Raw genomic sequence first — 12,526 nt, forward strand, 5'->3', positions numbered from 1 at the left:
TTCCGCGTGCCCCCTGCGGAGTGCAGAGGTCAGAACTCATTGTCGCCGACGATGCCGCCGTCGTATGTCGACTTGGCGTCATTGCCGGGTGGGATTCGTATGAATGGTTGGTACGGTCACTCTGTGTATCACGGCAGGTCACGCCGGGCAATGAGGCCGGAGCGGAACCTGGGTGTGGTTCCGTCGTTGACCCACTTCACGGCTGTGTGCCGTTTCTGACGGCTGGTCGGGTGAGTGTACGTTTCGATGTTCTCATGTCCGGCTTGAACGCATGGCGAACGGGCCGCGGCTGGATGCCGCGGCCCGTTCGCCCTTGCCACGGTGGCCCCCACGGTCCACTGCGGCTGCCTTGCGGGGTGGTGAGGGGATGTCAGCCGGTGAAGGCGTCGATGCCCTCCGGGGTGCCCACGCCGGTGGGGCCGTCGTAGCCCGACTTGGCGGTGCACAGGTAGGCGGCGCTGGAGGAGCAGGTGCCGTTGCTGCCGCTGGTGACGTCGTTGAGGGACGAGGTGCCGAGGTGGGCGTAGGGGTACGACGCGGGGTAGTCGCCGCTGCCGGGGGTGCCGGCGAGGGCGTAGACCGCGGCGATGATCGGCGCGGAGGCGCTGGTGCCGCCGAAGGTGTACCAGCCGGCGGTGACGCCGTAGGAGTCGTAGACGGAGACGCCGGTGGCGGGGTCGGCGACGGCCGAGACGTCGGAGATGGTGCGCTTGGAGCAGCCGGTGTCGGTCTGCCAGCTGGGCTTGGCGTCGTAGGAGGAGCAGCCGGAGCCGGTGCCCTCGGTGCTCGACGTGTTCCAGACCTTCTCGGTCCAGCCGCGGGTGGTGGAGGAGGACGACAGGGCGGTGCCGCCCACCGAGGTCACGTACTTGGACGCGGCCGGGTATTCGGCGCCGTAGCCCTCGTCGCCGGCGCTGACGGTGATGGCGACGCCCGCGTGGTTGAAGTAGGAGGAGTCGTAGCCGGTGTCCGAGGAGGACTCGGAGCCGCCGTAGCTGTTGGAGACGTACTTCGCGCCGAGGGTGACGGCGCGGTTCACGGCGGTGCCGAGGTTGGCCATGGTGGCGGACTTGGCCTCGACGAGCGTGATGTTGCAGTTGGGGCAGACCGCGCTCGCCATGTCGAGGTCGAGGGAGATCTCCTCGGCCCAGCCGCTGTCGGCGGAGGGGAGTGAGGTGGTGGAGCCGGTCTGGCTGACCTTCTTGAAGCAGCCGTTGGCGGTGGTGCAGGCGGAGAGGCCGTAGTAGGAGCGGTACTTCGCGAGGTCGGCCTCGGCGTTCGGGTCGTCGTACGCGTCGACGATCGCGATGGTCTCGCCGTCGCCGTTGGCGGAGGCGGCACCGGTCAGGCCGTAGGCGTCCTGGAGGTCGGAGGGGCCGTAGCCGGTGGGGGCTGCGGCGGCGGCCTTGGGGGTGACCTTCGCGGGGGCGCCGGTCTCCTTGGCGCGCGCCTTCTGGAAGGCGGTGGTGCCGCCGGTGACGCGGTAGGAGTCGCAGGCGAGTTCGCCCTGGTGCCGGGGGGTGGCGCAGGGGGTGGCCGTCCAGGTGACCTTCGCGGTCGTGGGGGTGGGGGTGGCGCTCGCGTGGGCCGCGGTGCCGAGGCCGGCGAGCACGAGGGCCGCGGTGCCGAGGGCGGCGGTGCCGACGCGGCGCCATCTGCCGGGGGCGGCAGGGGGGTTGGGGGAAGTCGTCGTACGCAACGGACAGCTCCTGAATGTGGGTGACAGGGGCGGTGCGGGTGGGGGGTGATGCGTTGCCGCCGGTGCGTGGTCCCCGGCGGCGGGCGGCGGCCCGCGACGACTGTGCGCTTGTTGAGTACGCGACAACAAGAAGGTTGCGGAGTTCTGACTTCCGCCTTACTCGGGCGGGTGGGGGGATTGCCCGCGGATGGTCGGCGGATGGGCGGGGGGTGGCCGGAGCTTGACTCCGCTCACAGGCGGGACACAGGGGGTGTGCCGGTCCGTCAGTGGCGGATCAGGCCGTGCAGGGTGCGGTGGACCAGGTCGGCGGTGTCCGCGAGGACCGACTCCCGGGTGAGCATCTCGTTCGCCGCGAACGAGGCGTAGCCGTGCAGGGTGGCGCCCAGGAACAGCGTCAGTGCGGCCGGGTCGCCCTCGACGATCTCGCCGCGCCGCTGTCCGTCGGCGATCAGCCGCTCCAGTGTCCCGACCGTACGGTCCATGGCGGCGGCCATGTCGCTCGCGACGTCCGTGGTGTCGGGGGCGTGCTTGCGGGCGTACATCAGCTCCAGCAGGGCGGCGTTGTCGAGGGCGAAGCCGAGGTAGGCGCGGGCGAGCGCGGTGAGCCGGGGTTCCAGCGGGAGGGCCGGGTCGTCGGCGGCCTCCAGGGTCTCGGCCATCCGGCCGAAGCCGGCGAGCGCGAGGGCGTCCAGCAGGGACTGCTTGTCCTTGAAGTGCCGGCCGGGCGCGGCATGGCTCACGCCGATCTCGCGGGCCAGTTCCCGCAGGGAGAGGGCGGCGGCGCCCTTGTCGCGCAGGGTGCGTTCGGCGGTGGCGAGGAGGGCGGAGCGGAGGTCGCCGTGGTGGTAGGGGCGGCTCTGGGTGGACGACGACGGCATGCGGACCATCGTATCCCGGTGTTGACGGTGTCGACATTGTTGTCGGTGTCAGCTTTGTTGGCGTCGCCATCTTTGTTGTCATTGACAGCATTGTTGGCGGCGCCTACATTGACGGTATGGCTGAGAAGAAGACCTGGAGTTCTGCGGACCTGCCCGACCTCACCGGCCGCACGGTGATCGTCACGGGTGCCAACAGCGGTATCGGGTTCACCGCGGCCGACGCGCTGGCGCGGGCGGGGGTGCATGTCGTCCTCGCCGTGCGGGACCCGGAGCGCGGGCGGGCCGCCGCGGCCCGCGTGGCCGGCAGTACCGAGGTGCGGCGGCTCGACCTCGCCGACCTGGCGTCCGTGCGGGCGTTCGCGGCGGAGTGGGCCGGGGCGCCGGTGCACACGCTGATCAACAACGCCGGGGTGATGATGCTGCCCCGGGAATCGACCGTGGACGGCTTCGAGCGGCAGTTCGGCACGAACCATCTGGGCCACTTCGCCCTGACGAACCTGCTGCTGCCGTCCGTCACCGACCGGGTCGTCACCGTCTCCTCGGGGGCGCACCGATGGGGCGGCGCGGTGATCCACTTCGACGACACGAACCTCACGACGGGCTACACCCCGCAGCGCGCCTACGCCCAGTCCAAGCTGGCGAACCTGCTGTTCACGCTGGAGCTGCAGCGCCGGCTCACCGCGTCCGGCTCGTCCGTGCGCGCCCTGGCGGCGCACCCCGGGTACTCGGCGACCAACCTGCAGAGCCACGCCGCCAGTCCGCTCGCCCGGGTCTTCATGCGCGTCGGCAACGCCGTATTCGCCCAGGACGACCGGGCGGGCGCCCTGCCCACCCTGTACGCCGCCACCCAGGACCTGCCCGGCGCCAGCTATGTCGGACCGGACGGGCTGGGCGAGATGCGCGGCGCGCCCACGCTGGTGGGGCGGTCGGCGGCGGCGAGCGACGCGGAGGCGGCGCGCCGGCTGTGGACGCTGTCGGAGGAGCTGACGGGCGTGCGGTCGGGGGTCGGGGTGGGGTGAGCGTCGGGGCTCGGTGCGGGGCGGGTGCCGGGCCTCGGGTCGGGACAGGGCTCGGGCTCGGCGGGCGCCGGGTGGGGCGGTGCGCTCGGGTCAGCCCGGGTCGAGGGTCCATATCGAGAGGGTGGTGTGGTCCGCGCTGTGCGTGTACCAGTGGCCGGCGCCGAGGGGGGCCGGAGGGCTGGTGACCGGGCCCGGGTAGACGAGCGGCTCCGGACGGGGCGCGTCCCGCGCGACCAGCCAGTGCCGCCCTTCCCCCCACTCCTCGTCCTGCCATACGGTCCCGGCGACCACCGTCGAGTCGTCGAGGAAGCCGCCGGCCCAGTCCCAGGCGGGCCACACCTCGTCGTTCTCCGGATCGGCGTCCGGGTGCCGGGGCACGGACTTCTCCACGTTCCACTCCGCGACCTGCGTCCCGCTCGCGGTCTCGTACAGGGCGAGCTGGTCCTGGTCGTGAGAGACGGTCATGAAGTGCGCGCCGGACGGGCTCACGTCCAGCAGGGCCAGGTCCAGCCCCTCGAAGTAGTCCACCGTCAGCCGCTCGCCGTCCCAGCGGCCCCAGCGCATCGGCGAGCCGTCCTGGCCCTCGCCGATGCTCAGGCCCATCCGGCGGGGGTCCGGGTGCGGGACGTGGTCGCTGCCCGCGGCGGCCGCCCGCGCGTCGACGCGTGCGAGCACCCGGCCGTCCCCGGGGGCGAGCAGCAGCCACTCGTCCCCAGGCTGTGCGCCCGTCTCGCCGCCCTCCACGAGGGGGCCGCGGATGTGGGCCCACAGCAGCGAGCCGTCCACGGAGAAGCCGGCGGAGCCGCCCTCGGGGTACCGGTGCCGGGCGTCGGACGCGTACTCCTCGAACGACGTGTGCGTCTGGCCACAGCCCCAGCAGCCGTGCCGTATCTCCCACAGGGTGGCGCCGCTCGTGTGCACCGCGCGCAGGGCGTGGGTGCCCGCGAAGACGACGACGTCGGCGTCCGGGGAAAGGGCGCAGGTGCCGAAGCGCCCGGTCCACGGGGCCGGGAAACGCAGGGACTCTTCCGGCCGGAAGGCGTCGTCCAGGGGCTGTACGACCACCTCGTCGTCGCTCCGCCGCACCAGGGCCGGACGGCCCGCGCGCAGCCGGACCAGCTCCACGGTGGCGGCGTCCGGGTCCGGGAGCGGGGTGTCGAGCGTGGCGACCAGGCGCGCGGTTCGGGTCATGGCTCGAACGTACGGCACACCACTGACAGCCAGTGCCGCGCAGGCAACGCTTGCCCCGTCGACGCGCCAACGTTGCCTGCCGCGGCGTTAGAACTCCAGCTCGACGCCCTCCACGAAGTGGTCGAACTCCCCTGCCCGGACGCCGAGGACGAAGGCGTCCCACTTGCGGCGGTTGGTGGTGACCACGGTGTCCGGCGCGCCGGTCTCGCGGAGGTAGACGGGCGCCTCGCCGTCGTCCTCCCCGTCTCCTTCCCCGAAGGCGATCTCGATCCAGGGGCCGGGTCCCGTCGCCTCCGGCGGGGCGGCGCGGATCCACGTGAGGCCGGCGGGGATGTCAGACATGGGGGCTTCCGTCCTGGAGGGATGGGGGCCGGCCCACCGTAACCCCGGGGCGACGCGCGCGTGCCGGCCGGACTCACTCGAATGGCCGAACTCCCGGCGGGCGGGCCGCTCGCCGACCCGCGCCGCCCCTTCCGCCCCGCGGACGCGCCCGGGACCGGCGAAACGGGCGGGCGCATCTGACGCTTCTCTCACCTTCGTGGGACACAGTGGGTCCGGTGAAGCCGGTGAAGCGAAACGCTCTGCTCGGTGCGGTCGTGCTGCTTGCCGTGGCCGTCACCTCCGCCTCCGAGGCGGCCGCCGACGGCGGGCCCGGTCCCCTGGGGGTGACCACCGTGGCCGCGGCGACGACCGACTCCGCGCGCGTGGGCGCCCTGTTCGACGCGGAGGACGCGGGCCGGCTCGCGGGCGCCCATTTCTGCACCGCCTCCGTGGTCCACTCCCCCCACCACAACCTCCTGGTCACGGCCGCGCACTGTCTCGGCGGGGGCGGCGACCTCGTGTTCGTGCCGGGATACCGGGACGGGAAGGCGCCGTACGGCGTCTGGACGGTCGCCCGGGTGTTCCTGCCCGACGGGTGGGCGAAGGGGCAGCACGAGGACAGTGACGTGGCGTTCGCGACGCTGCGGGAGCGGGACGGCAAGGAGGTCGAGGACGTCGTGGGGGCCAACCGGCTCGCCACCCGGACGGCCACCGGGGCCACCGCCGTGACCGTCACCGGGTACCCCGACTCCCGCGAGGTGCCGGTCCGCTGCGTCAACCGGCCCACCGCGCACAGCTCCACCCAACAGCGCATCGAATGCCCGGACTTCACGGGCGGCACCAGCGGCAGCCCCTGGGTGAACGGGGACGACCAGGTCGTGGGTGTCCTCGGCGGGCACGAGCAGGGCGGGGCGACGGCGGACATCTCGTACAGCGTGGTCCTGGGCTCGGAGGCCGCGGAGTTCTACGAGGACGCGGCCTGCGACCCGTGAGGGAGGGCCACCGGACTACGCGCTGGACCGGGTGGGCGGTCGGCTCGTAGCGGGCGCCGCGCCGAGGGCTGGACCGCCGGGTCGTGCCCGGTGGCTGGTTTACCGGATTCCGCCCTGCGCATGATCACCGCGAGGGGCGGGCCCGCCTCTACACTGGCCGGGGTGGACTCCCGGGCGGCGAGGGGCGGTTGACGGTGCGTAAGGCATGGATCCTGGCGACCGCTGCCGTCGGTGCCGGTGCCGCCTTCATGATGGTGCTCGTCGTCGGCGTGTACATCGTCGCCGGGAACATGGTGAACGGCGTGGGCGGCAGCACCAAGTCGCTGGCCAAGGGCGCCGTGCCGGCCGCCTACAGCGCGATCGTGCAGAAGTGGGGCAATCTCTGCTCCGCCATCAATCCCGCGCTGCTCGCCGCACAGCTCTATCAGGAGAGCGGATTCAACCCGCGCGCGCAGAGCGCCGCCGCCGCGCAGGGGATAGCGCAATTCATTCCGGGAACCTGGGCCACGCACGGCATCGACGGCGACGGCGACGGCGACCGCGACGTATGGGATCCGAATGACGCGATTCCGTCGGCCGCCTCCTACGACTGCCAGCTCGCCTCGTACGTGAAGGACGTTCCCGGGGACATCACGAAGAACATGCTCGCCGCCTACAACGCGGGGGCGTACGCGGTCATCAAGTACGGCGGAGTGCCGCCGTACAAGGAGACCCAGAACTACGTGAAGACGATCACGACGCTGGAGGAGTCGTTCGCCGCCCCCGTCACCCGGGTCGATCCCTCCCAGCAGGCCGCCGGGGCCATTTACTACGCGCAGAAGAAGCTGGGGACGCCCTATCTGTGGGGCGGGAACGGGACCGCTGATCAGGGCGGACGGTTCGACTGCTCCGGGCTGACCAAGGCGGCTTACGCGAGTGTGGGGATCACTCTGCCGCGCGTGGCCAACGATCAGTACAACGCCGGACCGCATCCGAAGCGCAGTGAGTTGTTGCCCGGTGATCTGGTCTTCTTCTCCAATGACTTGGGCAACTCCCGGGCCATCCACCACGTGGGAATCTATGTGGGCGGCGGGTACATGATCGACGCTCCTTACACCGGTGCCGTCATCCGGTTTGATCCCATCGACACGGCTGACTACTTTGGTGCCACCCGCGTCACCGAAGATGGCGCGAAAGCGCTCCCCACGAACGTGTGACCGGTCTTTGGACCCAGCCCCTGAGCTGCGGCGATGTATCTCTCTTCGATAACGTCTGCGTGATCATTCAGTGGAGAGTGGAACGTATCAACCGGGGCCGTGCGTTCCTGTTGAGGCGTGCGCACGAGAGATGCGCTGGGCAGAACATGACGAAGGGGCCGCAGCACCATGGCTGGACTCGCCGATTCCGGGTCGAACCCCGACGTCGACCTGCTCTATGACATCAACGGGCTCGCCAAGGACGCTCCGCACTGGTTCGACCGGCTGGTCGAGTTCGTCGGGGAGTACGGGCTGCTCCTGGCCATGGTGCTGCTGATCCTGTGGTGCTGGGCCAGCGGTCGGCGCAGGGTCCGGGGGGCCGACGAGGCCGCCTCCTCCGTCGCCGCGCTCGTGTGGGCGCCGCTCGCCGCCGCCGTCGCGGTGCTCGTGAACGTGCCCATACGGGGGTTCGTGGAGCGGCCCCGGCCGTTTCTCGATCACCAGGGGCTCGAGGTCCTGGTCTCCGGCAAGACCGACTACTCCTTCGTCAGCGACCACGCGACCCTGACCATGGCCATGGGCGTCGGACTGTTCGTCGCCCACCGCAGGTTCGGGCTCGTCGGGATCGGGATCGCGCTGCTCGAAGGGTTCTGCCGGGTCTACATGGGCGTGCACTACCCGACGGACGTGGTCGGCGGGTTCGCGCTCGGGACCGCCGTCGCGCTGCTGCTGTCGCCGCTCGCCTCGCTGGCGCTCACCCCGCTGATGAAGGCCGTCGAGCGGTCGCCACGGGCGGGCTGGATCGTGCGGAGCAGGGCCGCGCGGGAGCGGGACCGGGACGCCTTCATCCCGGGGGCCCGCTCCGGGGCCGTCACCGAGGAGCGGGATCTCGCCGCGTGATGCGAACGGCCGCGTGATGCGAACGACGGGTCCTACAGGGCCTGGGGGTACGTGAAGAAGCCCGTCGGGTCGTACTGCTTCTTGAGCTGGGTCAGCCGCGGGAGCGCGTCGCCGTAGTACGCCTTGCGCCAGTTGGTGAGGGTCGGGTCGGCGTAGTTCTGGTAGGCGGCGCCCGAGGCGTACGGCCCCATCGCCCTGTGCGCCGTGTTCAGCCAGGACTGGGCCGTCGAGCCCGTCGTCCCCGCCCTCCACGACACGATGTACTGGGCCAGCATGCGGGAGCGGCGGTGGACGAAGGCCGTGGCCGTCGGGGAGACACGGTTGACCGCGCCGCCGAGGGCGGTGAGCGCGATGCTGCCGGCGCCGCCCTGGACCGACGTGATCTGCTTCAGCAGCGTCTGTATGCCCGCCGAGGACAGCGAGCGGTCGAAGAAGTCGCTGCGGGCGGTGTACGTCTCGCGGCCCAGCCGGCCCTGCGGGGAGCGGCCCGGGGTGGAGCCGGGCAGATGGCACTGGGCGTCGGTGGTGAAGGAGGAGCAGCCCGCGTACGCCTCCATGGCCTCCTCGTAGCCCTTGCGGCGCAGGGACACCGAGCTCGCGGGGGCGCCCACCGTGTCGGCGAGGCGGTCGACCGCGTTCTGCAGCTGGCCGTAGGTGCCGATGCAGAACGCGGCGACGGCGACCCGGGGGGTGCCGCCCGCCGATTTTTCCAGGTGCAGGGACGACCAGATCTCGTCCGGCTGGGACGGGCCCCACTCCTGCCAGGCCTTGATCACCGCGGCCGCCTTCGCCCAGGGCCAGGTGAGATAGCCGGTGACGGCCTGCGGGGCGGTGTGGGTCTTGAAGTGGAGTTCGGTGACGATGCCGAAGTTGCCGTTGCCCGCGCCGCGCAGCGCCCAGAACAGGTCCTTGTTGTGGGTGGCGTTGGTGACGAGCTGCCTGCCGTCGGCGGTGATGATCGTGGCCTGGGTGAGGCTGTCGCAGGTCAGGCCGTAGGCGCGGGAGACCACTCCATGGCCGCCGCCGAGGACCAGACCCGAGACGCCCACCGTCGGGCAGGAGCCGGCCGGGATGGTGACGCCCTTCGCGGCGAGCGCGCGGTAGACGTCTATCAGCTTGGCGCCCGCTCCGACGACCGCCGAGCCACCGCTCGCGCGGACCGTCTTCAGCCTCGACACGTCGACGATCAGCCGGCCGTCGCCGGAGGACCAGCCGCCGTAGGAGTGGCCGCCGTTGCGGATCGCGACCTTGGTGTGGTGCGCGCGGGCGTAGGAGAGGACCGTGCGGATGTCGTCGGCGTGCGAGACGTACGCCACGGCCGCCGGCTTGAGGTTGTCGAAGCGGGTGTTGTAGAGCCGGCGGGCCGTCGTCCAGTTGGCGTCGCCGGGGCGGACCAGGGTGCCGTCCAGGTCGCGGGCGAGCGCGGCCCAGTCGGCGGGGGAGGAGCCGGCGGTGGCGGTGAGGGCGGTGATGCCGGTGGCGCTCTGGTCGCCGGAGGCGCTCGCCGCGTTGCCCTTCGATGTGCTGCAGGCCGCCGTCGCGACCGCCGCGACCGCGGCCGTGCCGCCTGCGATGAACGTACGCCGTTCCATGTTCCGTGCCTTCCGTCGGCCTGCCGGCATCCTTCGGCCGGTCGGCATCTCCCGGCCCGCCGGTCTCTCGGCCGGCTTCATCGTGCGAGACGGGGCCCCGAGGGTACGGGTTCCCGTGGGCGGCGGCGGTGACGGAACGGTGACGTCAGCCGCGGGCGTGGCCCTCGGCGTCCGATCTGGCCAGGCTTCTCGCTCTGCGGGCCGGACCGCGCCATCCGCAGGTACAACGGGCCAGGCAGAACCGGCCCTGTTCGACGGTCGTGGTGATGTGTTCCCCGTCGGTGCGGGGAGCGGCCGAGCCGTCCTGCTGCGTCACGCAGACAACGTTACCCAGGAACCGTGAAGGACACGTGTTCCGCGGGCACGGCACCCGTTCGGCGGTCGCGCGGGGGGTGGGGCGCGTGACGGCGTCCCGTGCGTGTCGTTAGGCGGAACGACGGCCCGTGACGGACGTACCGGCTGGGGGTAGACAGGCGATGGCGGAGCGGTGGCACAGGCGGCGCGGGTGGAGCGGTGCGGTGGTCGCCGCCGCCGGGCTGGTGGCCGGGTGTTCGGGGGCGGGGGCCGTCGGCGGGGCGGCCGGGGGCGGGGACGCGCGGGGCGGCGACGCGGTGAGGCTGCTGCACGGGGCGGCCGACGCGCTGCGGGAGGCGGGCAGTTCGAAGGCGCGGACGTCGATGGAGATGGCCACCGGCGGGACCCGGGTGACCATCCGCGGTGAGGGGGTCTACGACTACCGGCGGCAGCGGGGGCGGTTGAAGGTGATGCTGCCGCAGGATCCGGCGGGGACGAGCGAGCACCGGCCGATCACCGAACTGCTCGCGCCCGGCGCGCTGTTCATGAAGCACCGGGGGGCCGGGGTCCCGGACGACAAATGGGTGCGGGTGGAGACGGCGACGCTGTCCGACGGGAACCTGGTGACGGGCGGGGCCACGGATCCGTTCGCCGCGGCGGAGGTGCTGCGGGGGGCGCGTACGGCGACGTATGTGGGGCGGACCGAGGTCGCCGGGACGGCGGTGCGGCACTACCGGGGGACCGCCGATCTGGCGGTGGCGGCCGAGGGGGCGACGGCGGGGAGCAGGGGGGCGCTGGCGGCGGCGGCGAGAGGGTTCGCCACGGCGCGGGTGCCGTTCGACGTGTATCTGGACGACGAGGGGCGGATCCGGAAGGTCAGGCACCGGTTCAGCTTTGTCAACGGGCGCCAGGAGGAGGCCGTGGCGGTGGCGTCGACGACGCTGCTGTTCGACTTCGGGGCCCCCGTCGACGTACGGCTGCCGGCGGATCGTGACATCTACGCGGGGCGGATCGCGGAGGACTGACCTCGCGCGGCCCGCGCAAGGACTAGCCCGTCCGTGCCATGCGCGCCGTGTGCACCGCTCCCTACTCTAGGAAGCCGGTGACGGCAGAGACGAGGTGATGCGCGTGGCTCCGGTCGGCGGTACGGCAGTTCAGGACCACGTGGCCCTCGCCGAGATCGAGCTGTGCGGGGAGCTGATCATCGCGGCTTCGGCTGCCGGGGAGGAACGGCTCAGCCTGGAGAGCATCGACCAGGTGCTGCGGGTGGGCGAGGAGCGGGACGGGGGCGGGGCCGCGCCGGGTGGCTCGTCAGGTGCGCAGTAGCCGCCCGATCGCCTTGGTCGCTTCCTCCACCTTCGCGTCGATCTCGTCGCCGCCCTTGAGGGCCGCGTCGGCGACGCAGTGGCGCAGGTGTTCCTCCAGGAGCTGCAGGGCGAAGGACTGCAGGGCCTTGGTGGAGGCGGACACCTGGGTGAGTATGTCGATGCAGTAGGTGTCCTCGTCGACCATGCGCTGCAGGCCCCGGATCTGGCCCTCGATGCGGCGCAGGCGCTTGAGGTGTTCTTCCTTCTGTTTGTGGTAGCCGTGCGTGGCGTGCGGTACGGCCTCGGCGGCCTCCGTCGTCGTCATCTCGCCCTCCCGTTCCGGACATATACCCCTGGCGGGTATATCGTAACGAACTTTGCGGGGTACAGGAGTCTTGAAGTGCCCCTGTGCTGATCAGTCTGTCCGATGGGTGACACTGGGGGACGGCCCGATAGCCATGTCCGGATGGTGCGCTTAGCATCACCCTGGCCACCGGCTTGACCGAAACCGATGCATCCCGAGGACCCCAAGTGCGCTTTCGTCTGACCCCCAGGGAGACGAGCTTCTACGACATGTTCGCCGCGTCCGCGGACAACATCGTCACGGGCTCGAAACTCCTGATGGAACTGCTCGGGGCGGACACCGCCGGCCGGGCCGAGATCGCAGAGCGTATGCGGGCCGCGGAACACGCCGGTGACGATGCGACGCACGCGATCTTCCACCAGCTGAACTCCTCGTTCATCACGCCGTTCGACCGTGAGGACATCTACTCCCTCGCGTCCTCCCTCGACGACATCATGGACTTCATGGAGGAGGCCGTCGACCTGGTCGTCCTCTACAACGTCGAGGAACTGCCCAAGGGGGTCGAGCAGCAGATCGAGGTGCTGTCGCGGGCGGCCGAGCTGACGGCCGAGGCGATGCCGAACCTGCGGACCATGGAGAACCTCACCGAGTACTGGATCGAGGTCAACCGGCTGGAGAACCAGGCGGACCAGATCCACCGGAAGCTGCTGGCCCATCTCTTCAACGGCAAGTACGACGCGATCGAGGTGCTGAAGCTCAAGCAGATCGTGGACGTGCTGGAGGAAGCCGCCGACGCGTTCGAGCATGTGGCGAACACGGTGGAGACCATCGCCGTCAAGGAGTCCTGAGCTTTT

General features: G+C 71.4%; 13 protein-coding genes. 7 read left to right on the forward strand and 6 right to left on the reverse strand.

Annotated features, from left to right (window positions below; translation table 11 throughout):
• Positions 1–370: 370 nt before the first annotated feature.
• Both OG852_RS25440 and OG852_RS25445 read right to left on the reverse strand, forming a co-directional pair.
• On the reverse strand, positions 371–1,699 hold the full coding sequence (locus OG852_RS25440) for a S53 family peptidase (protein ID WP_330349036.1): 1,329 nt from the start codon (positions 1,697–1,699) through the stop codon (positions 371–373).
• Positions 1,700–1,962: 263 nt separating this feature from the next.
• A complete protein-coding gene (locus tag OG852_RS25445) occupies positions 1,963–2,586 on the reverse strand; it encodes a TetR/AcrR family transcriptional regulator (RefSeq protein ID WP_330349037.1) in 624 nt (207 codons plus the stop codon).
• Between the two features lie 107 nt (positions 2,587–2,693).
• Between OG852_RS25445 and OG852_RS25450 the strand changes: the two genes are divergently transcribed.
• Entirely contained in the window at positions 2,694–3,596 is a 903-nt protein-coding gene (locus tag OG852_RS25450; protein ID WP_330349038.1) for an oxidoreductase, read from the forward strand.
• Between the two features lie 90 nt (positions 3,597–3,686).
• On the opposite strand, the gene OG852_RS25455 is transcribed toward OG852_RS25450, so the two are convergent.
• Positions 3,687–4,787, reverse strand: coding sequence for a hypothetical protein (locus tag OG852_RS25455; protein ID WP_330349039.1), 1,101 nt, complete (start codon positions 4,785–4,787; stop codon positions 3,687–3,689).
• Positions 4,788–4,874: 87 nt separating this feature from the next.
• The gene (locus OG852_RS25460) at positions 4,875–5,129 is read right to left on the reverse strand and encodes a DUF397 domain-containing protein (protein ID WP_330349040.1); all 255 of its coding nucleotides are present in this window, start codon (positions 5,127–5,129) and stop codon (positions 4,875–4,877) included.
• Between the two features lie 224 nt (positions 5,130–5,353).
• Between OG852_RS25460 and OG852_RS25465 the strand changes: the two genes are divergently transcribed.
• The 3 genes from OG852_RS25465 to OG852_RS25475 all read left to right on the forward strand — a co-directional run bounded on the left by OG852_RS25465 (position 5,354) and on the right by OG852_RS25475 (position 8,175).
• Positions 5,354–6,100, forward strand: a complete 747-nt coding sequence (locus tag OG852_RS25465) for a trypsin-like serine peptidase (protein ID WP_330349041.1) — start codon at positions 5,354–5,356, stop codon at positions 6,098–6,100.
• Positions 6,101–6,288: 188 nt separating this feature from the next.
• The gene (locus OG852_RS25470) at positions 6,289–7,296 is read left to right on the forward strand and encodes a C40 family peptidase (RefSeq protein WP_208117123.1); all 1,008 of its coding nucleotides are present in this window, start codon (positions 6,289–6,291) and stop codon (positions 7,294–7,296) included.
• Between the two features lie 168 nt (positions 7,297–7,464).
• Entirely contained in the window at positions 7,465–8,175 is a 711-nt protein-coding gene (locus tag OG852_RS25475; protein ID WP_133911868.1) for a phosphatase PAP2 family protein, read from the forward strand.
• 32 nt (positions 8,176–8,207) lie between these two features.
• On the opposite strand, the gene OG852_RS25480 is transcribed toward OG852_RS25475, so the two are convergent.
• Positions 8,208–9,767, reverse strand: coding sequence for an FAD-binding oxidoreductase (locus OG852_RS25480; protein ID WP_133911869.1), 1,560 nt, complete (start codon positions 9,765–9,767; stop codon positions 8,208–8,210).
• A 476-nt stretch (positions 9,768–10,243) separates the two neighbouring features.
• Between OG852_RS25480 and OG852_RS25485 the strand changes: the two genes are divergently transcribed.
• Together OG852_RS25485 and OG852_RS25490 are read left to right on the forward strand one after the other, a co-directional pair.
• Positions 10,244–11,086: a hypothetical protein gene (locus OG852_RS25485; RefSeq protein ID WP_330349042.1), complete on the forward strand. Its 843-nt coding sequence runs from the start codon at positions 10,244–10,246 to the stop codon at positions 11,084–11,086.
• A 97-nt stretch (positions 11,087–11,183) separates the two neighbouring features.
• Positions 11,184–11,387: a hypothetical protein gene (locus OG852_RS25490; protein ID WP_330349043.1), complete on the forward strand. Its 204-nt coding sequence runs from the start codon at positions 11,184–11,186 to the stop codon at positions 11,385–11,387.
• Here the strand turns inward: OG852_RS25490 and OG852_RS25495 are convergent.
• Complete coding sequence (locus OG852_RS25495; protein ID WP_133911872.1) at positions 11,373–11,693, reverse strand: metal-sensitive transcriptional regulator; 321 nt, start codon at positions 11,691–11,693, stop codon at positions 11,373–11,375. The genes OG852_RS25490 and OG852_RS25495 overlap by 15 nt on opposite strands.
• 206 nt (positions 11,694–11,899) lie before the next feature.
• Between OG852_RS25495 and OG852_RS25500 the strand changes: the two genes are divergently transcribed.
• Positions 11,900–12,520 carry a DUF47 domain-containing protein gene (locus OG852_RS25500; protein WP_133911873.1) on the forward strand — a complete coding sequence of 207 codons (621 nt, stop codon included), beginning with the start codon at positions 11,900–11,902 and terminating at the stop codon, positions 12,518–12,520.
• Positions 12,521–12,526 lie beyond the last annotated feature (6 nt).

The sequence above is a fragment of the Streptomyces sp. NBC_00582 genome (assembly GCF_036345155.1).
Taxonomy (GTDB): domain Bacteria; phylum Actinomycetota; class Actinomycetes; order Streptomycetales; family Streptomycetaceae; genus Streptomyces.